The organism is Streptomyces lusitanus (assembly GCF_042647945.1).
Lineage (GTDB): Bacteria > Actinomycetota > Actinomycetes > Streptomycetales > Streptomycetaceae > Streptomyces > Streptomyces pseudogriseolus.
The window spans coordinates 173,175-198,745 of the sequence record NZ_JBHRWL010000033.1; the positions used below are offsets into that span (position 1 = coordinate 173,175).

Here is a 25,571-nt window from a genome sequence, read left to right on the forward strand (position 1 = left end):
CCCGGCCGGACCCCCGCGAGGGCCCGCTCCCGCACAGGGAAGCGGGCCCTCGCGCTCGTTAAGGTGAACCCATGAGCGAACCCCCCCGCTTCGACCGCGGCCACACCGACGACCTGATGTCCTTCCTCGCGGCGAGCCCCACGCCGTACCACGCCGTGGCGAACGCCGCCGAGCGGCTGGAGAAGGCGGGCTTCAGGCAGGTCGCGGAGACGGACGCCTGGGACGGCACGGCAGGCGGCAAGTACGTGCTGCGCGGCGGCGCGATCATCGCCTGGTACGTCCCCGAGGGGGCCGAGGCGCACACGCCCTTCCGGATCGTCGGCGCCCACACCGACTCCCCCACCCTGCGGGTCAAGCCGCGCCCCGACAGCGGGGCGCACGGCTGGCGCCAGGTGGCCGTGGAGATCTACGGCGGGCCGCTCCTCAACTCCTGGCTCGACCGCGACCTGGGCCTGGCCGGGCGGCTGTCCCTGCGGGACGGCACGACCTGCCTGGTCGACGTCGACCGGCCGCTGCTGCGCGTCCCGCAGCTCGCCATCCACCTGGACCGCGCGGTGAACTCCGACGGCCTCAAGCTCGACAAGCAGCGGCACATGCAGCCGGTGTGGGGCCTGGGCGAGGACGTGCGCGACGGCGACCTGATCGCCTTCCTGGAGGAGACCGCGGGGCTGCCGGACGGCTCGGTCACCGGCTGGGACCTGATGGTGCACCCCGTCGAGCCGCCCGCCTACCTGGGCCGCGACCGCGAGCTGGTGGCGGGCCCGCGCATGGACAACCTGCTGTCCGTGCACGCCGGCACGGCCGCGCTCGCCGCCGTGGCCGGACACGGCTCAGGGCTGTCGTACATCCCGGTGCTCGCCGCCTTCGACCACGAGGAGAACGGCTCGCAGTCCGACACCGGCGCGGACGGGCCGCTGCTCGGCAGCGTCCTGGAGCGCTCGGTGCACGCCCGCGGCGGTTCCCTGGAGGACCGGGCGCGTGCCCTCGCCGGCACCGTCTGCCTGTCCTCCGACACCGGGCACGCCGTGCACCCCAACTACGCCGAGCGGCACGACCCGACGCACCACCCGCGCGTCGACGGCGGCCCCCTCCTCAAGGTCAACGTCAACAACCGGTACGCCACGGACGGTTCGGGGCGCGCGGTGTTCGCGGCGGCCTGCGAGAAGGCCGGGGTGCCCTTCCAGACGTTCGTCTCCAACAACGCGATGCCGTGCGGCACCACGATCGGCCCGATCACCGCGGCCCGGCACGGCATCCGCACGGTGGACATCGGCGTGGCGATCCTGTCGATGCACAGCGTCCGCGAACTGTGCGGCGCCATGGACCCGTACCTGCTGGCGAACGCGCTGACGGCCTTCCTGGAGGGCTAGTTCGGGCGCCCTCCCCGCCGGTCATGCCCTGAGTGGCGGTCAACTCCCCTGCGCGCCCCGGCGCATGGGAGCCGCCCTCCCGGGTACCCGGGTCGCACCGGAAACTCCGGACCCGGAAACTCCGGACAGGGAGGCGACACTCATGGGTCTCGGCGGATGCATCATCCTCATCGCCGTGGGAGCAATCCTCACGTTCGCGACCGACTGGGACATGCAGGGTGTCAACCTTGACCTGGTCGGCGTCATCTTCATGATCGTCGGACTGATCGGCGTGGCGACCTTCAGCAGCATCGCCCGGCGCCGCCGGGTCGTGGTTCCCCCTGCCACCCCGGTGGTCGAGGACCCGGCCCGTCCGCACCACCACACCCGCGACGGCTACAGCGACGGGTACGGCGCCTGACCGGGCGCCGCCGGTCCGGCGCCGTCCGCGCCGTCCGCTCCGGACAGCTCCAGGGTCAACCGGTCCGTGCCTCCCACGACGGGGCGCACGGGCAGCCGCCACTCACGGCGGTGCACATGGCAGGCCGGATGGAGCACCTCCGGGTCGGCGTCGCACGCGGCCGCCGTCGCCACGACATGCAGCACCCCCTGCCCCACGGCGGGGTCCGTCTCGAGGGCGCGGGAGAGATCACTCCCCGCGCCCTCTCCACTGCGCAGCAGCGCGGGCGGTGAGGCGGACACCAGCAGGCGCGTCGCGGGGCCGTCCCGTGTGTCGAGCTTCTGGCCGGGCGGGGGCGTGAAAACCACGTCCAGGCGCACGGGGCCGACGGCGACCTCGGTGACGGACCGCTCCGTGTCCGCGTGCGGGCGCCTGAGCACCTCCGCGGGGAGCCGCAGCCGGGTCAGCCGGTGCCGCGCCGACTCCACCACCACGACGTCCTCACCGACGACCACGGCGCCGCTCGGCTCGCGCAGATCGGTGGCCAGGGTGGTCACCTCGCCGGTGGCCGGGTCGTAGCGGCGCAGGGCGTGGTTGTAGGTGTCGCTGACCGCGAGCGAGCCGTCGGGCAGCGCGGTCACCCCGAGCGGGTGCTGGAACAGCGCCCCGTCCGCGGGGCCGTCCCGGTACCCGAAGGCGAACAGTCCCGCACCGACGGCCGTGCGCACCGTCCCGTCCGGTCCCAGCCGGCGCAGGGCGGAGCTCTCGGAGTCGGCCACCCACAGCCCCTCCGCCGTCACGGCGAGCCCCGACGGCTGCGCGAACAGGGCCTCCTTCGCGGGCCCGTCGACCAGTTGCTCCCCGCCCGTCCCGGCCTCGCGGGCGACGGTGCCGGCGGCGGGGTCGTAGGACCACAGCTGGTGGATGCCGGCCATGGCGATCCACAGCGTGCCCTGCCAGACGGTGACGTCCCAGGGGGAGGAGAGGTTCACCTCGCGGGCCGGGCCGTCCGTCGCGTCCCCGGGGCGCCAGGGGGAGCCGGTGCCGGCGAGCGTGGTGACCTCGCCCGACTCGGGGTCGAGCCGCCTCAGGGCATGGTTGACGGTGTCGGCGACGACCACGGACCCGTCCGGGAGCAGGGCGAGACCCTGCGGCTCCTGGAAGCGGGCCCGGCCGGGCGGGCCGTCCTCCAGGCCGCGCCCGCCGCTGCCGTACCGCCTGAGGACCGTCTCCCCGTCCTGGGCCAGCTCCACCACCTGGTGCCGGGTGGTGTCCGTGACCAGGAACGTCCCCGACGACGGCAGGCGCAGCACCTTGCCGGGGAAGCGCAGCACGGTCGGCTCCGGCTCCGGCGGCGTGTACGGGAGGTCGCCGCGCCGCAGGGTGCCCTTCGCCGCGTGCTCGGCCTCCAGCTCGGTCACCAGCCGCTCGATCTCGGGCACGTGCCCCTCGCCTGAGTACGTCGCCACGACGTACCCCTCCGGGTCGACGACCACCAGCGTCGGCCACGCCCGCACCGCGTACTGCGTCCACGTGGTCAGCTCCGGGTCGTCAAGCACGGGATGCGCGACCGCGTACCGCTCCACGGCGTCCGCCACCGCGGCGTGCTCCGACTCGTGCGGGAACTTCGGCGAGTGCACGCCGATCACCACGAGCGTGTCCCGGTGCCGCTCCTCCAGCTCACGCAGCTCGTCGACGACGTGCAGGCAGTTCACGCAGGCGAACGTCCAGAAGTCGAGCAGCACGACGCGTCCGCGCAGGCCGGCGAGGGTGTACGCGGAGCCGCCCGTGTTCAGCCAGCCGCCCTTGCCCGCGAGCTCGGGGGCGCGTACGCGGGCGGAGCGGCGGACGGGGGGAGCGGAGGGGGCGTCATCCATGCGTCCAGCGTGCCACCGGCGGACGCCGTGCGGGCGCCGTGCGGGGGCGCGGGCGCGGGCGGGGGCGGACTCCGCCCGTCGGCCTAGTGGCGGCGTCGGACGGGGCGGGGCGGGGAACCCCTCGGCCCATGAGATTTCTCGTACGGGACCGGATCCTCGGCATCGGGGACGACTACTGGATCGAGGACGAGCGCGGCCGCAAGGTCTTCCTCGTCGACGGCAAGGCGATGCGGCTGCGGGACACCTTCGAGCTGAAGGACGTCGAGGGGCGCGTGCTCGTCGACATCCACAAGAAGATGCTCGCGCTGCGGGACACCATGGTGATCGAGCGGGGCGGGGAGCCGCTGGCGACGGTGCGGCGCAAGCGGCTGTCGCTGCTGCGCAACCACTACCGGGTGTCGCTCGCGGACGGCAGCACCGAACTGGACGTCAGCGGGCGGATCCTCGACCGGGAGTTCGCCGTCGAGTACGACGGCGAACTTCTCGCCGTGATCTCCCGCCGTCTGCTCACCCTGCACGACACCTACGGCGTCGACGTCGTCCGCGACGACGCCGACCCGGCGCTGCTGATCGCGGTGGCGGTGTGCGTGATCCACCTGGCGGAGAAGGAGCGGGAGGAGTAGCCCCGACCGGGAACGGGGCCGGCCGAGGTCAGCGACGGGGGCGGTCCAGGCCCAGGACGCGGTCCTTGAGGGCCGGGAAGCGGTCCCGGGTGCCCGCCACCGTCGCCGGGTCGAAGTCGACCGTCAGGACCTCCTCGCCGGGCCCCGCCTCGGCGAGGACCTCGCCCCACGGGTCCACCACGACCGAGTGGCCCGCCTGCGGAACTCCCGCGTGCGTCCCGGCCGTTCCGCAGGCGAGGACGAACGCCTGGTTCTCCACCGCGCGCGCCCGCGCCAGCAGCGTCCAGTGCGCGCGGCGCCGCTCGGGCCAGCCGGCCGGGACGACGAAGGTCTCCGCGCCGGCGTCGACCAGGCCGCGGAACAGCTCGGGGAAGCGCAGGTCGTAGCAGGTCGCCACGCCCACGACGGTGTCCGGCAGACGGACCGTCACCAGGTCCTCGCCCGCCCCCATCAGCACGGCCTCGCCCTTGTCGAAGCCGAAGCGGTGGATCTTCCGGTAGGACGCGGCGAGTTCGCCCGAGGGGGAGAAGACCAGGGAGGTGTTGTAGAGGGTGCCGTCGGTGTCCCGTTCCGGGACGGACCCCGCGTGCAGCCACACGCCCGCCTCGCTCGCCGCCTTGGCCATCGCCTCGTGCGTCGGTCCCTCCAGCGGCTCCGCCTCGGCGCCGAACGCCTCGTAGGCGAAGGCGCCCGTGGTCCACAGCTCGGGGAGGACGACGAGATCCGCCCCGGCCTGATCGCGTACCAGCGCGGCCACCCGGCGCCGACGCGATTCGACCGGTTCGTCCTCGTTCACGGCGACTTGCAGCAAGGAAGCGCGCACACTACCACCGTCCTGGCATTCGACCCGCGTCCACGGGCCTACGATCGTCACACGAAAGCACTGCCGGGGTGCCTGTCAGCAGCGTAACTTGGGGGTCCCGCCGGTTCGAGCGAAGCCGAGAGCCGGGGGAGACCCGAGACACCCGCGCAGTGCAGCCATCGCCCACTGGCACCGCCGCCACAACCTGCCCGTGTACCGACCGCCGAGGGGTCCCGTTCCGTGAGTCTGCATCCCGCCCTCCAGCCCTACGCCGACGCCTGGTCCCACTCCATCGAGGCGATATCCGAGCTGGTGCAGCCGCTGCCGGAGGCCGACTGGAACCGGCGCACGCCCTGCCCGGGCTGGTCGGTCCGTGACGTGGTCTCGCACGTCATCGGCCTCGACTCGGAGATGTACGGCGACCCCCGGCCCATCCACACGCTGCCGCGCGACCTGTTCCACGTCACCAACGACCACCAGCGGTACATGGAGATGCAGGTCGACGTGCGCCGCCACCACACGGCGCCGGAGATGACCTCCGAGCTGGAGCTGATGATCATCCGGCGCAACCGGCAGCTGCGGAACGAGTCCCGCGACCCCGGCACCAAGGTGCGCGGACCGCTGGGCACGGAGCTGACGCTGGAGGAGTCGATGCGCCGGCACGCGTTCGACGTGTGGGCGCACGAGCAGGACCTGCGCACCGCCCTCGGCCGCCCCGGCAACCTGGACTCCCCCGGCGCCCACGTCGCCCGCGACGTCCTGCTCGACGAACTGCCGCGGGTCGTCGCCGACCTGGCGCAGGCGCCGCGCAGCTCCGCGGTGGTCGTCGACGTGCACGGCCCGGTGGAGTTCCTGCGCACGGTCCGCGTCGACATCCAGGGCCGCGGCACCCTCGAAACCGCCCCGGCCCTCGGCCCGGCCGCCGCCCTCACCCTCGACTGGGAAACGTACGTCCGCCTGGCCTGCGGCCGCGTGACGGTCGAGTCGGTCACGGACCGCGTCAAGACGGAGGGCGACCAGGACCTGGCCGCGGCAATCCTCCGCCACTTCGCGGTCACGCCGTAACCCCCCGGGGGGCGAGCGCCCCCCCGCAGCCCGCAGGCCTACAGGCCGCACGGGCGGCACGGAGTCGGCGGACCCGGTACGACGGACATCCACAGCCCGCGGGCATACGCGCCGCCAAGGGCGGCACGGGTGGGCGCGGGCGGCACCCCCACGACACCCGTCACCGCACGGACGGACGTCCCCTCCGCACGGGCGGCTCCCGGTCCGGACCGGGAGCCGCTACGCGGGGACGTGCACCGTCTCCACCCTGCTGGCGACCAGCCGCTCCCGCTCCCGGCGTGCGGCCTGCCTGCGAAGGCGGAGGATCTGCGTGAGCCCCAGGGCCTGGAGGACGAACACCGCCGAGAACGCGACCGTGTAGTCGTCCCCCGTGGCGTCCAGCAGCACCCCGATCGCGAAGAGCGTCGTCATGGAGGCGACGAACCCGCCCATGTTGGTGATCCCGGAGGCCGTGCCCTGCCGTTCGGGCGGGTTGGCGGGGCGGGCGAAGTCGAAGCCGATCATCGACGCCGGACCGCACGCCCCCAGCACCGCGCACAGCACGACCAGCAGCCACATCGGCGCCCTGTCCCCCGGCCAGGCCAGCGTCACGGCCCACAGCAGAGCCGTCGCGCCGACCGTGCCGAGCGCCAGCGGCAGCCGCGCCGCGTGGTGCCGGGCGACGATCTGGCCGTAGACGAGGCCGACGGCCATGTTGGCGAGCACCACCAGGGTGAGCAGCTCGCCGGCCACCGCGCGGGACAGCCCCTGCGCCTCCACCAGGAACGGCATGCCCCACAGCAGCAGGAACACCATCGCCGGGAACTGCGTCGTGAAGTGCACCCACAGCCCCAGCCGGGTCCCCGGCTCGCGCCAGGACGCGGAGATCTGCCGGCGGACGTACGCGGCGCCCTGGTGGGAGACCGGCCGGGGCTCGTGGCCCTCGGGGTGGTCCTTCAGGAACAGCAGGACCAGGACGAGGACCACGACACCCGCGAGCGAGCTGCCCGCGAACGCCGCCGTCCAGCCGATGCCGTGCAGCAGCCTGGCCAGCACCAGCGTGGAGACGAGGTTGCCCGCCATGCCGATCAGTCCGGCCATCTGCCCGACCAGCGGCCCGCGCCGCGCCGGGAACCACCGCGTGCCCAGCCGCAGCACGCTGATGAAGGTCATCGCGTCGCCGCAGCCGAGCAGCGCGCGCGAGGCGAGCGCCATGCCGTACGACGGGGAGAGGGCGAAGCCGAGCTGTCCGAGGGTGAACAGCACCGCGCCCAGGCTCAGCACCTTCTTGGTGCCGAGCCGGTCCACCAGCAGGCCGACGGGTATCTGCATGCCCGCGTAGACCAGCAGCTGGAGGATGGAGAACGTGGACAGCGCGGACGCGCCCACGTCGAACCGGTCGGCCGCGTCGAGACCGGCCACGCCCAGGGACGTACGGAAGATGACGGCGACGAAGTAGACGGAGACGCCGATCCCCCAGACGGCGAGCGCGCGCCGTCCCCCGGGGGGATCGCCGGGCAGCGTGCCGGCGCCGCGCGTGGTGGCGCCGCTCATCGCACCTCTCCCCGGGCCAGGTGGGAGAACCAGCCGACGTGCCGGTGGACGGCGTCCACGGCCGCGTCGGCGTCACCGGAGCGCAGCGCCCGCAGGATCTCCTCGTGCTCGGTGAGGGTCTTGTTGACGCGGTCGGGGTGGGAGTGCATCACGGCCTGCCCCATGCGCAGCTGACGGTCCCGCAGCTGGTCGTAGAGGCGGGAGAGGATCTCGTTGCCGCCGCTGCGGACGATCTCCGCGTGGAAGCACCGGTCGGTGACGGAGGCCGCGGCGAAGTCGCCGGCGGCCGCCTCCTCCTTCTGGCGCGCGAGCAGCTCCTCCAGGCGCGCGAGGAGACCGGGGGGCGCGGGCACGGCCTTGCGCGCGGCGTGCTCCTCCACGAGCAGCCGCGTCTCCACGACGTCGGCGATCTCCTGCGCGGAGACCGGCAGCACGAGCGCGCCCTTCTTCGGGTAGAGCTTGATCAGCCCCTCGGCCTCCAGCCGCAGCAGGGCCTCGCGCACGGGCGTGCGGGAGACCCCCACGGCCTCGGCCAGCTCTCCCTCCGTGAGCAGCGTCCCGCCCTCGTACGTGCGCTCCAGCACGCCCTGCTTGACGTGGGCGTAGACGCGCTCGGCGGCGGGGGGACGTTTCACGGCGGCGGACACACTCATGCGGACAGCATAGATACAACACGTACGCATGGAGGGGCGCGTCCACGATGCGGAACGGCGCGCGCCGGGAAAATGCGCCCTTCTCCCGTACAACCATCTCTTCGGCGCAGGCGTCAGACACGTGCGGCCATGTCCGCCGCGCGACCGTTCCTCAACAGGCCGAACAGAACGGCCATTCAGGCAAATCGGGGTATCTGACTTGAATATCGGCATTCAGGGCATCCGCTTCCGCAGAGCCGCCGGCGTCGTCGTCACCACCGGCGCCGTGCTGGCCTCCGGAGCCCTCTACGCGGCGCCGGCGCAGGCCGCCGCCCCCGTTCCGTCCGTCGTCGCCAAGGGCGGCTTCGTGATCAACAACGCGAACGGCCGGACCCTCTACACGAAGCTCGGGGACACCCGCCGCGCCACCGGCTCCACCACCAAGATCATGACCGCGAAGGTCGTGCTCGCCCAGAAGAACCTGAACCTGAACTCCACGGTCACGATCCAGAAGGCGTACAGCGACTACATCGTGTCGAAGAACGCCTCGTCCGCGCGGCTGATCGTCGGCGACAAGGTCACCGTCCGCCAGCTGCTGTACGGGCTGATGCTGCCGTCCGGCTGCGACGCCGCGTACGCGCTGGCCGACAAGTTCGGCACCGGCTCCACCCGCTCGGCCCGCGTGAAGTCGTTCATCGGCAAGATGAACGCCGACGCGAAGAAGCTGGGCCTGAAGAACACCCACTTCGACTCGTTCGACGGCATCGGCAACGGCAGCAACTGGTCCACGCCGCGCGACCTGACGAAGATCGCCAGCAGCGCGATGAAGAACGCCACGTTCCGCGCGATCGTGAAGACGAAGAAGTACACGGCGAAGACGAAGACGAAGACGGGCGGCACCCGCACGATGGCGCCGTGGGTCAACACCAACACCCTGCTGAACAGCTACAGCGGCACCCTCGGCGTGAAGACCGGCTCGGGCCCGACGGCCAAGTACTGCCTGGTCTTCGCCGCGACCCGGAACGGCAGGACGGTCGTCGGCACCGTCCTCGCCTCCTCCTCCGCGGCCCAGCGCGAGAAGGACGCGAAGGCCCTCATGAACTACGCGTTCAGCAAGATCTGATCCGCCCGGATCTCCCGGGGGGTCCCCCGGGGTCCCCCGGACGCGCGGAGGGGCGCCGCACACCCGGTGTGCGGCGCCCCTCCTGTCGTGCTCTCGTGCCGTCCTGCCGGCCGTCAGGCCCAGGTGATCAGCCGCTTCGGCTGTTCCAGGACCGCCGCCACGTCGGCGAGGACCTTGGAGCCGAGCTCGCCGTCGACCAGGCGGTGGTCGAAGGACAGCGCCAGGGTGGTGACCTGACGGGGCTTCACCTTGCCCTTGTGGACCCACGGCTGGAGCTTGATCGCGCCGACCGCGAGGATCGCGGACTCGCCCGGGTTGAGGATGGGCGTGCCCGTGTCGACGCCGAAGACGCCGACGTTGGTGATCGTGACCGTGCCGCCCTGCATGGCGGACGGGGAGGTCCTGCCCTCCCGGGCCGTGGACACCAGTTCACCCAGGGACGCGGCCAGTTCGGGCAGCGTCTTGGCGTGGGCGTCCTTGATGTTCGGCACGATCAGGCCGCGCGGGGTGGCCGCCGCGATGCCCAGGTTCACATAGTGCTTGACCACGATCTCCTGCGCCGCCTCGTCCCAGGAGGCGTTGATGTCGGGGTTCCGCCGGATCGCGACCAGCAGCGCCTTCGCGATCAGCAGCAGGGGGTTCACGCGCAGGCCCGCGAACTCCTTGTCCTGCTTGAGCTCCTCGACCAGCTTCATCGTCCGGGTCACGTCGACCGTCACGAACTCCGTGACGTGCGGCGCGGTGAACGCCGAGCCGACCATCGCCGCCGCCGTGGCCTTGCGGACGCCCTTGACCGGGATGCGCGTCTCGCGCACGGAGTCGTACGACGCCGGGGCCGCCGACGGGGCGGGGGCGGCCGGTGCGGCCGGCTGGGCCGCGGGAGCCGCCTGCTGCGGGGCCTGGGCCGCGGCGACGGCCGCGTGGACGTCGTCGCGGGTGATGACGCCGTCCGGGCCGGTCGGGGTGATCGTCGCCAGGTCGACGCCCAGGTCCTTGGCCAGCTTGCGCACCGGCGGCTTCGCCAGCGGACGCTGCGCGGGAGCCGCGGAGGAAGCGGGGGCGGCCGGTGCCACGGGGGCCGCCGGAGCCGGGGGAGCCGCCGGAGCCGCCCCGTGGCCGTTCAGCTCGGACTGGACCGCGGAGGCGGCCTGCTGTGCCGCCGGGTCCTGCGCCTGCTTGCGCGGGCGGCGGCGCGTGGAGGACGTGGCGACGCCGTAGCCGACCAGCACCGGCTGACGGGCCGCCGGCTGCTCGGCGGGCCGCTCCGGCTCCGCGGCGGGGGCGGGGGCCGCGGGGGCCTCCTCCTGCGCCGGGGCCGCGCCGCCCGCCACCTCCACCGCGATGATGGACGTGCCCACGTCGACCGTGGTGCCCTCGGGGAAGTGCAGGGCACGGACCACGCCGTCGTAGGGGATGGGCAGCTCGACGGCGGCCTTCGCCGTCTCCACCTCGCAGACCACCTGCCCGTCGGTGACGGTGTCACCGGGCTGGACGTACCACTTGAGGATCTCGGCCTCGGTGAGGCCCTCGCCCACGTCCGGCATCTTGAACTCGCGTACGGACGCGTTCGTCATCGTCGTCACGACCCTCTCCTCAGTACGCCAGCGAGCGGTCGACGGCATCGAGCACCCGGTCCAGGTCCGGGAGGTAGGACTCCTCCAGACGGGCCGGCGGGTACGGGGCGTGGTAGCCGCCCACCCGCAGCACCGGGGCCTCCAGGTGGTAGAAGCTGCGCTCCGTGATCCGGGCGGCGATCTCCGCGCCGGAGCCGAAGAACACCGGCGCCTCGTGGACGACGACCAGACGGCGGGTCTTCTCCACCGACGCCTGGATCGCGTCGAAGTCGATCGGGGAGACCGAGCGCAGGTCGAGGACCTCCAGGTTGCGCCCCTCCTCGGCGGCCGCGTCCGCGACCTCCTGGCAGAGTTTCACCATCGGGCCGTACGCGGCGAGGGTCAGGTCCGTGCCCTCGCGCACCACGCGCGCCTTGTGCAGCGGGCCGGGGATCGCCTCGGTGTCGACCTCGCCCTTGTCCCAGTAGCGCCGCTTCGGCTCGAAGAAGATCACCGGGTCGTCGCTCTGGACGGCCTGCTGCATCATCCAGTACGCGTCGGAGGCGTTCGACGGCGACACGATCTTCAGACCGGCCACGTGCGCGAACAGCGCCTCGGGGGACTCGGAGTGGTGCTCCACCGCGCCGATGCCGCCGCCGTAGGGGATGCGCACGACGACGGGCATCTTGACCTTGCCCAGCGCGCGGGCGTGCATCTTCGCGAGCTGCGTGACGATCTGGTCGTACGCCGGGAAGACGAAGCCGTCGAACTGGATCTCCACCACCGGGCGGTAGCCGCGCAGGGCCAGGCCGATCGCCGTGCCGACGATGCCCGACTCGGCGAGCGGGGTGTCGATGACGCGGCTCTCGCCGAAGTCCTTCTGCAGGCCGTCCGTCACCCGGAACACGCCGCCGAGCTTGCCGACGTCCTCGCCCATGACGACGACCTTCGGGTCCGCGTCCAGGGCACGCCGCAGCGACTCGTTGATCGCCTTGGCCAGAGCCATCTTCTCAGCCATGTCACTTACCCCCGTCTTCGTCCGCGAACGAGTCCTGGTAGGCGGCGAACTGCGCCCGCTCCTCGTCCACCAGCGCGTGGCCGTCCGCGTACACGTTCTCGAAGATGGCGAAGTGGTCCGGGTCCGGCATGGCACGGACCGCTTCGCGCACCCGTTTGCCCAACGCCTCGGACTCGGTCTCCAGTTCCGCGAAGAATCCCTCGTCCGCGTGGTTTGCGGCCTCGAGATGGCGGCGCAGGCGCAGGATCGGGTCCTTGGCCTCCCAGGCCAGGCGCTCCTCGTCGCCGCGGTAGCGGGTCGGGTCGTCGGAGGTGGTGTGCGCGCCCATGCGGTACGTGAACGCCTCGACCAGCGTGGGCCCCTCGCCGGCGCGGGCCCGCTCCAGGGCCCACTTGGTGACGGCCAGGTTCGCCAGCACGTCGTTGCCGTCCACGCGCACGCCCGGGAAGCCGAAGCCCTGCGCGCGCTGGTACAGCGGCACGCGGGACTGCTTCTCGGTCGGCTCGGAGATCGCCCACTGGTTGTTCTGGCAGAAGAACACCACGGGCGCGTTGTAGACCGCGGAGAAGGTGAAGGCCTCGGCCACGTCGCCCTGGCTGGAGGCGCCGTCGCCGAAGTACGCGATGACCGCGCTGTCGGCGCCGTCCTTGGTGATGCCCATCGCGTAGCCCGTGGCGTGCAGCGTCTGGGAGCCGATGACGATCGTGTACAGGTGGAAGTTGTTGCTGTTCGGGTCCCAGCCGCCGTTGTTGACGCCGCGGAACATGCCGAGCAGGTTCGTCGGATCCACCCCGCGGCACCAGGCGACGCCGTGCTCGCGGTAGGTGGGGAAGACGTAGTCGTCGTCGCGCAGCGCCCGGCCGGAGCCGATCTGCGCCGCCTCCTGCCCGAGCAGCGAGGCCCACAGGCCCAGCTCGCCCTGGCGCTGGAGCGCGGTGGCCTCGGCGTCGAAGCGACGGGTGAGCACCATGTCGCGGTACAGCCCGCGCAGGTCCTCGGCCGTGATGTCGGCGACGTACTTGTCGAACTCGGCGTTCTTGACGCGCTTGCCCTCGGGCGTCAGCAGCTGGACGAGGGCGGGCTCGGCGCTCTTGCCTGCGCCGGCGGCCTTCTTGGTGGTGCTGGTGGTGCGCTTGGTGCCGGTGGTGCCGGCCTTGTTTCCGGCGCTGCGTCGCGGTGTGCGCGCGGCAGTGCTCTCCACGGTCACGTGTGCTCCTCCGTCGGTCCGGCCCCCGGGGTTGCCGGTAGGCCAGTGCGGCTCACCTGTTTCGACCACCGGGCACGGGGTGGGTGCCACTCGGCCGGGAACAGGCGTGACAGGTGCCCCGGCGAGCGCCCTGCACAACGCACGTTACCCAGTGCTCCACATTTCTGTGAAACCCCCTCTGACCTGCGATTTTGCTTGGATATCCAAGTAAATCGGGGAAGGCCCGGAAGGCGCGCTGGTCACAGCCTTGCAGGAGGCCGGAGCAACGGCACGTTATCCCGGCCGGGGCGGGCACGGGAAGAGCAGACTTCCCCGGCGGCACGGGGTGCCGCCGGGGAAGTCACAGGGTGCCGGGTCCGGCCCAGTGGTCCTGGGCCGGACAAACGGGACGGGGGTGCGAAGCACGCGCTTCGCACCCCCGTCCCGGTGCTGGTTACTCCCCGCCGTCCGGCGGGTCGTCGCCGTTGCCGCCACCACCGTTGCCCTCGGTCCCGCCGCCCGTGGGCGGCGGCGCCGTGTCGCTCGGCGGCGGCTCCTCGGTCTCGGGGTCCGTGGGAGTCGTCTGTCCGTCGGTCGGTTCACCCGTCGGGTCGCCGGTCGGCTCCTCCGGCTCCTCCTCGGTGGGCGTCCACGACGGCTCGTACGACGGGGTCCAGTCGCCGTTGCCGCCGGAGCCGGAGCCCGGCTCGGTGCCCGGGTCCGTCGTCTCCTCGGTCTCCTCGTCGCTCGGCGACTCGCTCGCCGTCTCTTCCTTCGTGCTCTGCGTGACGGACGGCGAGGTGTCGGTCTTGCCGCCCTCGCCCCCGCCGCCGCCGTTGTTCAGCGCGAGGGCGACGCCCGCCGCGACGGCGATCACCGCGAGCACCGCGAGGATCCACAGCTTGCCCCGGCCGCTGCCCTGGTTGCCGTGGCCCTCGAAGCCGCCGTCGTCACCGCCGCCGTACCCGTGGGGCAGGATCGGCTGCGGGATGGCCGTGGTGCCGGAGTGCTCCGGGTGCGGCATGGCCGCGGTGCCGGCGTACCCGGCCGCGGGCGTACGCGGACCCTCGTGCATGTCGACCGGGCCGGTGTTCCAGGTGCCGGTGTGGCCGCCCTGCTCGTAGAGCATCTGGAGCGCGTACTGGACCAGGCCGCGCATCTCCTCGGCCGTCTGGAACCGGTCGTCCGGGTCCTTGGCGAGGGAGCGCATCACCATCCCGTCCAGCTCGGGCGGGCAGGCGTCCGAGGCCTCGGAGGGGGGCGTGGGGATGTCCTGGACGTGCTGGTAGACCACCGACAGCGGCGTCTCGCCGGTGAACGGCGGGCGCAGCGCCAGCAGTTCGTACATCAGGCAGCCGGTGGCGTACAGGTCGGAGCGGTGGTCGACGGCCTTGCCGAGCGCCTGCTCCGGGGAGAGGTACTGCGGGGTGCCCATGACCATGCCGGTCTGCGTCATCGTCGTGGACGCGCCGTGCATGGCGCGGGCGATGCCGAAGTCCATCACCTTCACGGCGCCGTTGTTGGTGATGATGACGTTGGCCGGCTTGATGTCGCGGTGCACGATGTTGTGCTGGTGCGAGTAGGCCAGGGCCTCCAGGACGCCCGAGACGATGATCAGCGCCTGCTCCGGGCCCGGCGCCTCCGCGTTCATCAGCAGGTCGCGGATGGTGCGGCCCTCGACCAGCTCCATCACGATGTACGGCACGGACTGGCCGCCGATCATGTCCTCGCCGGAGTCGTACACGGCGACGATCGCGTGATGGTTGAGGCCGGCCACGGACTGGGCCTCGCGCGTGAAGCGCGCCTTGGACACCGGGTCCTCGGCCAGGTCGGAGCGCAGCAGCTTCACGGCGACGGTACGCCCGAGGCGTACGTCCTCCGCGGCGAACACCTCGGCCATGCCGCCCCGGCCGAGCCGGTGCGTGAGCCGGTACCGGCCGTCGCCGACCAGCCCGCCGTTGCCCCAGTTGTCCGGCGCGTCCGAGATGCCGCCGCCAGTCGCCTCGGGGTCGGACGGGCCCTGAGCGCGCTGCTGCTGTGCCATCAGTCCTCGCCGTCGTTTCTGCCCGCGGTGCGCGCGGTGTTGTCACGGTCTCCGTCGGCCACGCTACAGCCTTTGCCGGGGCCTCCGGTCCGGGTCGGGCTGCCGGAGTGGGCACGCGACGGACCGGTCATCAAACCCGCACCCCGTACTGTCGTGCAAATTCCGTGTACCGGCCGTACGACCGCTGTAACGCTTCCGCGACGCTTCTTTCGCGTACGGTCACGGAACGGGCACCGCGCTTGACGTGTCGGTGCCCTGGGGCAGACTTGGCCGGGAATAGCACTTTCGATCTACGACAACGACAAGTCACGACGACAAGTCACCGACGGCGGCGCCGGACGCCGGAGAGGCTACGGGGGACGCGGAACATGAGCCAGGACGGCGCACAGGGCCGGCACACGGGGCGGGCGCTCGCGGGCGGACGCTACCAACTGCGGGACCTGCTCGGCCAGGGTGGCATGGCGTCGGTGCATCTCGCCTACGACACGGTGCTGGACCGTCAGGTCGCCATCAAGACGTTGCACACGGAACTCGGCCGGGAGCAGGCCTTCCGTGAGCGCTTCCGCCGCGAGGCGCAGTCCGTGGCGAAGCTCACGCACACCAACATCGTCTCGGTGTTCGACACCGGCGAGGACGACGTCGACGGGATGACGACGCCGTACATCGTCATGGAGTACGTCGAGGGCCGCCCGCTCGGCTCCGTGCTCGACGAGGACGTACGGCAGCACGGCGCGATGCCCGCCGACAAGGCGCTGAAGATCACCGCGGACGTGCTGGCGGCGCTGGAGATCAGCCACGAGATGGGGCTGGTCCACCGCGACATCAAGCCGGGCAACGTGATGATGACCAAGCGCGGCGTGGTCAAGGTCATGGACTTCGGCATCGCCCGCGCCATGCAGTCCGGCGTCACGTCGATGACGCAGACCGGCATGGTCGTCGGCACCCCGCAGTACCTCTCCCCGGAGCAGGCGCTCGGCCGGGGCGTCGACGCGCGCTCCGACCTGTACTCGGTCGGCATCATGCTGTTCCAGCTGGTCACCGGCAGGCTGCCGTTCGACGCGGACTCGCCGCTGGCCATCGCCTACGCGCACGTGCAGGAGGAGCCGCCGGTCGCCTCCTCCATCAACCGCTCGCTGCCGCCGGCCGTGGACGCGCTGATCACCCGCGCCCTGAAGAAGAACCCGAACGAGCGTTTCCCCAGCGCGGAGTCCATGCGCGGGGAGTGCCTGCGGGTGGCGCAGTCCTTCCAGGCGGCCCCGCCGAGCATCGTGCCCGGCAGCCAGACGCCCAGCGGCGCCGGCGTCGGCTCCGCGGTGTTCCCGCCGGTCGACCAGTCCGGCCCGACGCCCGCCGCCCACGTCCAGACGCCGTACCAGCCGACGCCCCCGCCGAACCCGTACGGCACCCCGGCACCGGCCCCCGCCACGCCCGCCCCGTCGTACGGCTACCCGCAGCAGGGCGGCTACCCGACGCCGACGCCCTCGCCGTACGCCCAGCAGGGGCCGTCGACGCCCCCGCCGTACGCGATCTCGCCGCAGGGCTCCGGCGGCGGTCAGCGGCGCGGCCGGAACACCCCGGTGATCGTCACCTCCGTGATCGTCGCCGTGCTGGCGGTCGGCGGTCTGGTCACCGCGCTGGCGCTGAACAACGACGACGGCAAGGACCCGAAGGCGGGCGGCGGCACCGCGTCCGCCTCGGTGAAGCCGGAGGGCTACCGCGGCCCGGACACGTCCAAGACGATCGACCCGGAGGAGTGCGAGGAGCCGCAGGAGTCGTACAACGACCCCGAGCTGATCCGGCTCCCCGACTTCAAGTTCAAGCACATCGCCTCGGTGAAGGCGTGCTTCCAGGCCGCCGGCTGGGGCGGCAGCCTCAAGGTCGTCACGGTGGACGAGAACACGTACGGCGAGGGCTCGGTCCGCGAGCAGTTCCCGCCGGCCGGCACCGACGTCGACCCGGAGGACATGCCGGAGATCACCCTCAAGGTCTCGACGGGCAACCCGCCGACGAGCTGACGGCTCCGCCGGCGGGGGCAGGCCGGAACGCGCACAGGGAAGGGGCCCGGCACGGATGCCGGGCCCCTTCCGTCTGTTGTTCTTACAGGTAGGGACCGCCGGAGCGACCACCCGTCTGGGAGTCCTCGGGGCCCTCGGCGGCGCCGGGCGGCAGGGCGCGGCGCATCTGCTCCAGCTGGGCCCGCGCCGCCATCTGCTGCGCGAAGAGCGTCGTCTGGATCCCGTGGAACAGCCCCTCGAGCCAGCCCACCAGCTGGGCCTGCGCGATACGCAGCTCCGCGTCGCTGGGGGTGGCCTCGTCCGTGAAGGGCAGGGAGAGCCGCTCCAGCTCCTCGACCAGCTCCGGCGCCAGGCCGTCCTCGAGCTCCTTCACCGAACTGGCGTGGATCTCCTTGAGGCGGTTGCGGCTGGCCTCGTCGAGAGGAGCGGCCCGCACCTCCTCCAGCAGCTGCTTGATCATGCTGCCGATCCGCATGACCTTCGCCGGCTGCTCCACCTGCTCCGTCACCGGAATCTCACGGGAGTCCTCGTCGCCCTTGCCGCCACTGAGCGCCATACCGTCCTGGCCGACGACCAGGATCTGCGGATTCTCCGGCGACCGTTCGTTCCTCGGCATCTCCATTCGCCCATTGTCGCGCACACCACGTTCACGCCGGGGCGCGGCCCCGGAAGCGGGGCCGGGGTCGCCTCGGGCGCGCCCCGGGGCGGGGTCTCGGGAGGGCGGGAGCGGGAGCGGGGATGGGGGTGGGGGCCGGAGCGGACGCGGGGTGGGGCTGGAGCGGGCGTGGCTACGGGCGCGGGAGCGGGTCTCGGGCGCGCCTCGGGAAGCAGGCGCGAAAGCAGTCCTGGGCGCGGCCCCAAAGCGGGCGTAGGAGCAGTCTCGGGCGCGGCCCGGGAAGCGGGCGTGGGCGTGGTCCCGGCCGCGCGTCCTCCGGACGGACCTGTCCGGCATGCCGGGCGCGGCCCCCGGTGCGAGGCTGTTGGGCGTCCATCCGGCCCAACTTGCCGACCGTGCGGCCCCGCACCGGCCGGCGTGGGAGGTCACGGTCGTGACTCCATGGCTGCGCACACTGGGGGCGACGCTCGTACTGGGGGCGGGGGCCGTGCTGCTGCCGCTCGGCCCGCTCACCGGTCCGCCGGGTGCGGCCGGCGTGGCGTACGGGGCGGAGCGGACGCCGCCGGGCGCCGAGAAGAGCGACCGGACCCGCGCGGTGTCCCGCTCCCCCTCCGCCTCACCCTCGCGCTCGGCCTCGCCCTCCGCGTCCCGGCCGGGGAGCGGACCGGGCGAGGGACGGGACCGGCCCGGGCGGGACGAGACGGCGCGGGAGGAGTCCCGCGACACCGCAACCGCACCGCCCCGGCGCGGCCACGCCGAGCAGGAGGGCACGGGCCCCCGCGAGGCCCCCGGACGCCCGGACGGCGACGAGGTGCGGCGGCCGGACGCCCCGCGTGACGTGTCCACCCCGGCGGAGGACGACACGCGGGACGACACGGCGGAGCAGTCCCCGGCCGGTGACTCCGGTGAGGTGGCGCCGACGGGGCCCGGCTCCTCGGCGGCCGCTCCGGCGCCCGCCACGTCGTCCCCGGCCGCGCGGCCGGACACCGTCGCGGGCACCGCCGTGGAGCCGGTGCTGCGCATCCTGCCGCTGGGCAGCGGCCTGGTCCTCATCGGCCTCGGATTCGCCCTCGCCTTCCTCGGACTGCGGATGCGTCAGGAACGCGGGGCACGCTGACCGCCGGCAGGCACGACCGCGCCACGGCTCAGCTGGGCGTGACCAGCAGGACCTTGCCGATGTGGGAGCTGTCCTCCACGATCCGGTGGGCCTCGGCGGCGTCCGGCATGGGGATCTCCCGGTGGACCACCGGACGGACGTGACCGCCGGACACCAGCGGCCACACGTGCTCCCGTACGGCCGCCACGATCGCGGCCTTCTCCTCCAGCGGCCGGGCGCGCAGCGTGGTCGCGCTGATCGCGGCGCGCTTGGCGAGCAGGGCGCCGATGTTCAGCTCGCCCTTGACCCCGCCCTGCATGCCGATGATCGCGAGCCGGCCGTTCACGGCCAGGGCCTGGACGTTGCGGTCCAGGTACTTCGCGCCCATGTTGTCGAGGATGACGTCCGCGCCCTTGCCGTCCGTGGCCTCCCTCAGCTCGGCCACGAAGTCCTGCTCGCGGTAGTTGATCAGGATGTCCGCGCCCAGCTCGGCGCAGCGCTCCAGCTTCTCCGCCGTGCCCGCGGTGACGGCGACCTTCGCCCCGACGGCCTTGGCGAGCTGGATGGCCATGGTGCCGATGCCGCTGGAGCCGCCGTGCACGAGGAACGTCTCACCGGGGCGCAGGTGGGCGATCATGAAGACGTTCGACCAGACCGTGCAGACCACCTCGGGCAGCGCGGCGGCCCGGTCGACGGTGAGCCCCTCGGGGACGGGCAGGAGCTGCCCGGCCGGGACGGCCACCTTCTCGGCGTAGCCGCCGCCCGAGAGCAGCGCGCACACCTCGTCGCCGACGGCCCAGCCGCTCACCCCGGGTCCGACCGCCGCGATCCGGCCGGAGCACTCCAGGCCGGGGAAGCGGGACGAGCCGGGCGGCGGGTCGTAGAAGCCCTGGCGTTGCAGCAGGTCGGCCCGGTTGACGGCCGTGGCCGTCACGTCGACGAGGACCTCGCCCTCGCCGGGCACCGGGTCGGGCACCTCGTCCCACACCAATGCCTCGGGCCCACCGGGTTCGGGAATCGTGATCGCATGCATGAAGGGGACGGTACTCCGGCAGGCCGCGCCCGCCGCGCGCCCCCGGTGGGTGCGTCCCCGCCCGGGGGCGGCCGGGGCGGGCTCGGAAATCCGCGTGCGCGACCGATGAGTTTGCGCGACGGTGAAAGTCTCCCCATGCGTAGCCCACGCACGCGGAAGGACCCGAAGCATGAGCACCCAGACGTCCGGCCTGGCGATCGAGACCGCCGGCCTGGTCAAGACCTTCGGTGAGACACGGGCCGTCGACGGCGTGGACCTCGCGGTGCCCACCGGCACGGTCTACGGCGTCCTCGGACCGAACGGCGCCGGCAAGACCACCACCGTGAAGATGCTCGCCACCCTGCTCCGCCCGGACGGCGGTGTCGCGAAGGTCTTCGGCCACGACGTCGTGCGCGACGCCGACGCGGTCCGCTCCCGGGTGAGCCTCACCGGCCAGTACGCGTCGGTGGACGAGGACCTCACCGGCACGGAGAACCTCGTCCTGCTGGGCCGGCTGCTCGGACACCGCAAGCCCGCCGCCCGCGAGCGCGCCGCCCAGCTGCTGGAGGCGTTCGGTCTCAGCGAGGCGGCCGGCAAGCAGGTCAAGCAGTACTCGGGCGGCATGCGGCGCCGCATCGACATCGCCGCGTCCATCCTCAACACCCCGGACCTGCTGTTCCTCGACGAGCCCACCACCGGCCTCGACCCGCGCAGCCGCAACCAGGTGTGGGACATCGTGCGCGCCGTCGTCGCCCAGGGCACCACCGTCCTGCTGACCACGCAGTACCTGGACGAGGCCGACCAGCTCGCGTCCCGGATCGCCGTGATCGACAAGGGCCGGGTGATCGCCGAGGGCACCAAGGGCGAGCTCAAGGCGTCCGTGGGCGCCGGTTCCGTCCATGTGCGGCTGCGCGACCCCGAGCGGCGCGCCGACGCCGAGCGGCTGCTGCGCGACCTGCTGCTCGCGGAGGTGCAGCTGGAACCCGACCCCGTGGCGCTCACCGCCCGGCTCAACGCCGCGACCAGCGACAGCGCCGCCGACCAGGCGGCACGCGCCCTCACCGAGCTGTCCCGCGCCGGCGTCACCGTCGACAACTTCTCCCTCGGCCAGCCGAGCCTCGACGAGGTCTTCCTCGCGCTGACCGGCCACGACACCGGCGCCGCGGACGGCACCGGCAACGACACGAAGGACGAGGTGGCGGCATGAGCACGGCCACGAGCACGGAGACCAGGGAACTGGCGCCGGTCAGCACCGAGTCGCTGGCGGCGCTGCTGATCGCCAAGGAGCGCCCGCCGCGGCCCAGCTCGCTGTCCACCTCCCTGACGTTCGGCTGGCGCGCCGTGCTGAAGATCAAGCACGTGCCTGAGCAGCTGTTCGACGTCACGGCCTTCCCGATCATGAACCTGCTGATGTTCACGTACCTCTTCGGAGGCGCGCTGGCGGGGTCGCCGACGGACTACATCCAGTTCGTCCTGCCGGGCATCCTCGTGATGTCGGTCGTCATGATCACCATGTACACCGGCGTCTCGGTGAACATCGACATCGAGAAGGGCGTCTTCGACCGCTTCCGCTCGCTGCCGATCTGGCGGCCCTCGGCGATGGTCGGCTATCTCCTCGGCGACGCCCTGCGCTACACCATCGCGTCCGTGATCATGCTGTGCATGGGCCTGCTGCTCGGCTACCGCGCCGACGGCGGCTTCATGGGCGTGGTCGCCGGGATCGCGCTGCTGCTGGTGTTCTCGTTCGCCTTCTCGTGGATCTGGACGATGTTCGGGCTGCTGCTGCGCACCGAGAAGTCGGTGATGAGCGTCAGCATGATGGTGATCTTCCCGCTCACCTTCCTGTCCAACGTCTTCGTCGACCCGCGCACCATGCCCGGCTGGCTTCAGGCCTTCGTCAACAACAGCCCGGTGACCCACCTGGCGTCGGCGGTCCGCGGGCTGATGGCCGGGGAGTGGCCGGCCGCGGACGTCATGTGGACGCTGGGCTGGTCGGCCCTGTTCGTCGTGGTCTTCGGACCGGTGACGATGCGGCTCTACAACCGCAAGTAGGCGGACCGCACAGCCCGACACGGCGACGGCCCCGAGGATCGGATCCTCGGGGCCGCGTCTTGTTCACCTGCGGAAGCGGTGCTCAGCTACGCAGCGGCCGGACGTCCGGGGCCACCTGGCTGCCCGGAGTGGCCCGGATGATCGTGATCAGCCGGTCCGTCAACTCCAGTGTCCCGACCGCCTGGTCGTCGTAGCCGAGCACGCGGTGCCCGCGCACCACGCTCACCACCAGGTCGTCCAGCTCCCGCAGGGTCTTCCCCACCTCGGCCTTTATGACCGGCCGTTCCACGACGTCCAGCCCGGTGCCCTGCTGGATGAGGTCCTCCATGACCATGCCCGCGGCCGGGCTCAGCACGGAGAGACCCAGCAGCCGCCCGGCCGCGCTGGCGCTGGTGATGACCGCGTCGGCGCCCGACTGCTTGAGCAGCGGCGCGTTCTCCTCCTCGCGGACCGCGGCGACGATCTTCGCGTTCCGGTTGAGCTGGCGCGCCGTCAGCGTCACCAGGACCGCCGTGTCGTCGCGCTGCGTCGCGATGATCACCTGGCGGGCCCGCTGAAGCTCGGCCCGCTTCAGCACCTCACTGCGCGTGGCGTCCCCTATGACGCCCGCGTAGCCGTCCGCCGTGGCCGCGTCGATCGCCTTCGCGCTGGGATCGACGACCACGACCTGCTCCTTGCGGAGCCCTGTCGCACAGACCGTCTTGATCGCGGACCGTCCCTTGGTCCCGAACCCGACGACGACGGTGTGATCGCGCAACGTGGACCTCCAGCGGTTCAGTCGCCATTCCTCCCGGGTGCGTTCGGTGAGCGCCTCGAGGGTGGTGCCGACCAGAATGATCAGGAACATCACCCGCAGCGGTGTGATGACGAAGATGTTGGTGAGCCGGGCCCCGTCCGACACCGGCGTGATGTCGCCGTAGCCCGTGGTGGAGAGCGTGACGGTCGCGTAGTAGAACGCGTCCAGGAGGTCGACGGGACCGTCCGAGTTGTCGGTGTACCCGTCCCGGTCGGCGTACACGACGAACGCCGTCACGACGAGCACCAGCAGCGCCGTCGACAGCCGCTTGGCTACCTGGCGGATCGGGTGCTCCACCATCTTGTGCGGCAGCTTGACCCTGGACGTGACCAGATGTTCGTCCGCCTGACGGGCAATGGCATCCTGGCCCGGAAGTTTCACGTGAAACACACCCCGATTCCCCCGGACGCCCAGGGCAGGTCCAGCAGTTCCGCCTCGTGCCCGGGCTTCGCACCTCCGGGCGGTACGACGGCCAGCGCGTCCGCCGCGGCGATCCCGCGCAGCATGGCCGGCCCGTTGTAGAGCAACGGCAGCGCCCGGTCGCCGCGCAGGGCGACCGGGACCAGCCGGGTGTCGTACGGGTGCCCCTGCACCGCGTCCCGCAGCGGCAGCGTGTACCCCTCCGGGGCGGGGCGGGCCGCCAGGGTCCGCAGCAGCGGCTCGGCCAGCGTGACCAGGCCGGACACGGCGGCGAGCGGATTGCCCGGCAGCCCGACGAGGTACTGCTTCTCCGAGATCCGGGCCAGCAGCATCGGGTGACCGGGACGCACCGCGACCCCGTCCACCAGCAGCTCGGCGCCGAGACGCCGTAGCGTGGGACGGACATGGTCGACCGGACCCGCGGCGGTGCCGCCGGTGGTGACCACGACATCGGCCTCACACTGCGTCAGCGCCTGGTGCAGGGCAGTCTCGTCGTCCCCGACCCGCCGTACGTCGACGACGTCGGCGCCGAGCGCGCGCAGCCACGGCGGCAACAGCGGACCCAACGCGTCCCGGATCAGCCCGTCGTGCGGCAGCCCCTCGCCGAGCAGCTCGTCACCGAGCACGAACACGGCGGCGCGGGGCCGGGGCACGACGGTGAGCGTGTCGTACCCGGCCGCCGCGGCCATGCCGAGCACCGGCGGGGTCACCAGCGTGCCGACGGGCAGCAACTGGTCGCCGCTGCGGCACTCCTGGCCGCGAGGGCGGATGTCCTGGCCGTGCGAGACGGTGTGCGGCGCCCGGGTGGCGGCGGTGGCGTGCAGCCGGCCCTTGTCGTCCGTACGGCCGTGCTCACTGCGCAGGACGGCCGTGGTGTCCGGCGGGATACGCGCGCCGGTGGCGATCCGGACGGCCTCCCCGTCGGTCAGCGGCGCGTGCGCGGTGTGCCCGGCGAGGACGCCCTCCTCCCGCACGTCCCAGGGGCCGGGACCGGAGACCGCCCAGCCGTCCATCGCGGAGGTGTCGAACGACGGCAGGTCCGTCAGCGCGATCAGCGGGGCGGCCAGGGTGAGGCCGAGCGCGGAGGACAGCGGGAGGGACACGGGCGTGAGGTACCCGGTGCGGTGGCCGCCACCCCGGCGGGGGGCGCGCTCGGCGATCGCGCGGGCCTCCGCCCAGTCGACGCCGTCGCGGTGCGCGGGGGCGCCGGGGGCGGGGGCGCCGTGCGGGCGGTCGCCGTGCGTACGGTCACCGGGGGCGTGGTCGCCGTGGGCGCGGGCGGCGTCGTTCACGAGGGCGAGTGCCTCCTCGACGTCGAGGTCGTCGGCGTCCTCACCGGCCCGGGGCGTGCGCGGGGTCATCCGGCGTCCGTGCGGGTATCGGGTTCCGCGCCGCCGGAGGGGGTGTCGGGCGCCGCGTCGTCGGTGTCCTCCTCGGCCCAGCGCCGGGCCAGCGCGACGGCCTTGCGGGCGGCCTCGGCCACGGCGTCGGCGTCACCGCCCGCCCGCGCGGCCGCGAAGCCGACGAGGAAGGTGGTCAGCGGGGCGGCCGGCCGTGCCACGCCGTGGGCGGCGTCACGGGCGAGGTCGAGCAGCACGCCGGTGTCGACGTCCAGGTCGATGCCCAGCTCGTCCTTGACTGCGGAGATCCATTCGTCCAACACGTGTCCATGCTCCCTGATGCGTGCCCTGGCAGTGGCGATGTCGTCCCAGGTGTCGCAGTCGAAGGACGCCACCGGGTCGGAGATGCGGAGAAGGTCGAGGGCACCGGTGAGCCGGCGCAGGGGGAGCCCGGCCGTACCGCCGTGACGGGCGGAGAGCGCGGCCAGCTCGCGGCGCAGGGACGGCGTACGGTACGCGGCCACGAGCGGCTGGTCGCGGCCGTCGGCGTCGGTCAGCAGCACGCCGTCGGCCGCGCCTCGGCGCAGGGCGTCCAGCAGCGCGCCGACGGTGCGGCCGTCGAGGAAGGGCAGGTCGGCGGAGAGCAGCACGACGTGCTCGGCGGAGACGTGCCGCAGTCCGGCGTCGAGCGCGGCGGCGGGACCGCCGCCCGCGGGGTCCTCGCGGGCCCACGTCACGGGGCGCGCCGTGGGGCGGGGGCCGGCGACGACCACCGTGGTGCGGGCGTCGGCGCAGGCCGCGAGCACCCGGTCGAGCAGGGGCCGTCCCCCGACCCGCACGGCCGGCTTGTCGGCGCCGCCCAGCCGCCGGGCCGCACCGCCGGCGAGCACGACGGCGTCGTACGCGGCGGAGGGTTGGGCGCCGGGCGCGGCGGCATGCGGGGTGCCGGGCGCGGCGGCGGGTGGCTCGAACTCGGTCACCCCCCGAGTATGCGTGCCCCCGCGATCACAGGGAACGCA

General features: G+C 72.9%; 22 protein-coding genes. 9 read left to right on the top strand and 13 right to left on the bottom strand.

Annotated features, from left to right (window positions below; translation table 11 throughout):
- Positions 1-71 precede the first annotated feature (71 nt).
- Together ACFOSY_RS32660 and ACFOSY_RS32665 are read left to right on the top strand one after the other, a co-directional pair.
- Positions 72-1,370, top strand: a complete 1,299-nt coding sequence (locus ACFOSY_RS32660; RefSeq protein WP_394313993.1) for a M18 family aminopeptidase — start codon at positions 72-74, stop codon at positions 1,368-1,370.
- Positions 1,371-1,512: 142 nt separating this feature from the next.
- Entirely contained in the window at positions 1,513-1,770 is a 258-nt protein-coding gene (locus ACFOSY_RS32665) for a DUF6458 family protein (RefSeq protein ID WP_006134925.1), read from the top strand.
- Here the strand turns inward: ACFOSY_RS32665 and ACFOSY_RS32670 are convergent.
- Entirely contained in the window at positions 1,746-3,626 is a 1,881-nt protein-coding gene (locus tag ACFOSY_RS32670; RefSeq protein WP_394313996.1) for an NHL domain-containing thioredoxin family protein, read from the bottom strand. The two genes, ACFOSY_RS32665 and ACFOSY_RS32670, sit on opposite strands and share 25 nt — an antisense overlap.
- 128 nt (positions 3,627-3,754) lie before the next feature.
- Between ACFOSY_RS32670 and ACFOSY_RS32675 the strand changes: the two genes are divergently transcribed.
- The gene (locus ACFOSY_RS32675) at positions 3,755-4,249 is read left to right on the top strand and encodes an LURP-one-related/scramblase family protein (protein ID WP_394313998.1); all 495 of its coding nucleotides are present in this window, start codon (positions 3,755-3,757) and stop codon (positions 4,247-4,249) included.
- A 28-nt stretch (positions 4,250-4,277) separates the two neighbouring features.
- Here ACFOSY_RS32675 and ACFOSY_RS32680 read toward each other — a convergent pair whose 3' ends face one another.
- Positions 4,278-5,072 carry a carbon-nitrogen family hydrolase gene (locus ACFOSY_RS32680; RefSeq protein ID WP_394314001.1) on the bottom strand — a complete coding sequence of 265 codons (795 nt, stop codon included), beginning with the start codon at positions 5,070-5,072 and terminating at the stop codon, positions 4,278-4,280.
- Positions 5,073-5,291: 219 nt separating this feature from the next.
- On the opposite strand from ACFOSY_RS32680, the gene ACFOSY_RS32685 reads away from it, so the two are divergent.
- Entirely contained in the window at positions 5,292-6,116 is an 825-nt protein-coding gene (locus tag ACFOSY_RS32685; protein ID WP_394314003.1) for a maleylpyruvate isomerase family mycothiol-dependent enzyme, read from the top strand.
- Positions 6,117-6,335: 219 nt separating this feature from the next.
- Here ACFOSY_RS32685 and ACFOSY_RS32690 read toward each other — a convergent pair whose 3' ends face one another.
- Positions 6,336-7,649, bottom strand: coding sequence for an MFS transporter (locus ACFOSY_RS32690; protein ID WP_394314006.1), 1,314 nt, complete (start codon positions 7,647-7,649; stop codon positions 6,336-6,338).
- Positions 7,646-8,296, bottom strand: a complete 651-nt coding sequence (locus ACFOSY_RS32695; RefSeq protein ID WP_225653156.1) for a GntR family transcriptional regulator — start codon at positions 8,294-8,296, stop codon at positions 7,646-7,648. The genes ACFOSY_RS32690 and ACFOSY_RS32695 overlap by 4 nt, the downstream gene beginning before the upstream one ends.
- A 205-nt stretch (positions 8,297-8,501) precedes the next feature.
- Here ACFOSY_RS32695 and ACFOSY_RS32700 point away from each other — a divergent pair, with 205 nt between their 5' ends.
- On the top strand, positions 8,502-9,404 hold the full coding sequence (locus ACFOSY_RS32700; protein WP_394314009.1) for a D-alanyl-D-alanine carboxypeptidase family protein: 903 nt from the start codon (positions 8,502-8,504) through the stop codon (positions 9,402-9,404).
- Between the two features lie 113 nt (positions 9,405-9,517).
- On the opposite strand, the gene ACFOSY_RS32705 is transcribed toward ACFOSY_RS32700, so the two are convergent.
- The 4 genes from ACFOSY_RS32705 to ACFOSY_RS32720 form a co-directional block, all read right to left on the bottom strand.
- Positions 9,518-10,978, bottom strand: coding sequence for a dihydrolipoamide acetyltransferase family protein (locus ACFOSY_RS32705; RefSeq protein WP_394314487.1), 1,461 nt, complete (start codon positions 10,976-10,978; stop codon positions 9,518-9,520).
- 19 nt (positions 10,979-10,997) lie between these two features.
- The gene (locus ACFOSY_RS32710) at positions 10,998-11,975 is read right to left on the bottom strand and encodes an alpha-ketoacid dehydrogenase subunit beta (RefSeq protein WP_394314011.1); all 978 of its coding nucleotides are present in this window, start codon (positions 11,973-11,975) and stop codon (positions 10,998-11,000) included.
- Position 11,976: 1 nt separating this feature from the next.
- Entirely contained in the window at positions 11,977-13,182 is a 1,206-nt protein-coding gene (gene pdhA, locus ACFOSY_RS32715; RefSeq protein WP_394314013.1) for a pyruvate dehydrogenase (acetyl-transferring) E1 component subunit alpha, read from the bottom strand.
- Between the two features lie 433 nt (positions 13,183-13,615).
- Positions 13,616-15,205: a protein kinase domain-containing protein gene (locus tag ACFOSY_RS32720; RefSeq protein ID WP_394314015.1), complete on the bottom strand. Its 1,590-nt coding sequence runs from the start codon at positions 15,203-15,205 to the stop codon at positions 13,616-13,618.
- Positions 15,206-15,573: 368 nt separating this feature from the next.
- On the opposite strand from ACFOSY_RS32720, the gene ACFOSY_RS32725 reads away from it, so the two are divergent.
- Positions 15,574-17,220, top strand: a complete 1,647-nt coding sequence (locus ACFOSY_RS32725) for a protein kinase domain-containing protein (protein WP_394314018.1) — start codon at positions 15,574-15,576, stop codon at positions 17,218-17,220.
- A gap of 82 nt (positions 17,221-17,302) precedes the next feature.
- Here ACFOSY_RS32725 and ACFOSY_RS32730 read toward each other — a convergent pair whose 3' ends face one another.
- Positions 17,303-17,842, bottom strand: a complete 540-nt coding sequence (locus ACFOSY_RS32730; protein ID WP_394314021.1) for a bacterial proteasome activator family protein — start codon at positions 17,840-17,842, stop codon at positions 17,303-17,305.
- A 427-nt stretch (positions 17,843-18,269) separates the two neighbouring features.
- Between ACFOSY_RS32730 and ACFOSY_RS32735 the strand changes: the two genes are divergently transcribed.
- Positions 18,270-18,953, top strand: a complete 684-nt coding sequence (locus ACFOSY_RS32735; protein ID WP_394314023.1) for a hypothetical protein — start codon at positions 18,270-18,272, stop codon at positions 18,951-18,953.
- Positions 18,954-18,981: 28 nt separating this feature from the next.
- On the opposite strand, the gene ACFOSY_RS32740 is transcribed toward ACFOSY_RS32735, so the two are convergent.
- Positions 18,982-19,965 carry an NAD(P)H-quinone oxidoreductase gene (locus ACFOSY_RS32740; RefSeq protein ID WP_394314025.1) on the bottom strand — a complete coding sequence of 328 codons (984 nt, stop codon included), beginning with the start codon at positions 19,963-19,965 and terminating at the stop codon, positions 18,982-18,984.
- 169 nt (positions 19,966-20,134) lie between these two features.
- On the opposite strand from ACFOSY_RS32740, the gene ACFOSY_RS32745 reads away from it, so the two are divergent.
- Together ACFOSY_RS32745 and ACFOSY_RS32750 are read left to right on the top strand one after the other, a co-directional pair.
- Positions 20,135-21,151 (top strand): ATP-binding cassette domain-containing protein, encoded by a 1,017-nt coding sequence (locus ACFOSY_RS32745; protein ID WP_394314028.1) that lies wholly within the window; start codon positions 20,135-20,137, stop codon positions 21,149-21,151.
- Complete coding sequence (locus tag ACFOSY_RS32750; protein WP_394314030.1) at positions 21,148-21,996, top strand: ABC transporter permease; 849 nt, start codon at positions 21,148-21,150, stop codon at positions 21,994-21,996. Before ACFOSY_RS32745 ends, ACFOSY_RS32750 begins: the two co-directional genes overlap by 4 nt.
- A gap of 82 nt (positions 21,997-22,078) precedes the next feature.
- On the opposite strand, the gene ACFOSY_RS32755 is transcribed toward ACFOSY_RS32750, so the two are convergent.
- Genes ACFOSY_RS32755 through ACFOSY_RS32765 form a run of 3 tightly spaced genes read right to left on the bottom strand, consistent with a single transcriptional unit; the run spans position 22,079 to position 25,532 of the window.
- Entirely contained in the window at positions 22,079-23,173 is a 1,095-nt protein-coding gene (locus ACFOSY_RS32755; protein WP_394314032.1) for a potassium channel family protein, read from the bottom strand.
- Entirely contained in the window at positions 23,170-24,573 is a 1,404-nt protein-coding gene (locus ACFOSY_RS32760) for a molybdopterin molybdotransferase MoeA (RefSeq protein WP_394314034.1), read from the bottom strand. The genes ACFOSY_RS32755 and ACFOSY_RS32760 overlap by 4 nt, the downstream gene beginning before the upstream one ends.
- Entirely contained in the window at positions 24,570-25,532 is a 963-nt protein-coding gene (locus tag ACFOSY_RS32765) for an NTP transferase domain-containing protein (RefSeq protein WP_394314035.1), read from the bottom strand. Before ACFOSY_RS32765 ends, ACFOSY_RS32760 begins: the two co-directional genes overlap by 4 nt.
- Positions 25,533-25,571 lie beyond the last annotated feature (39 nt).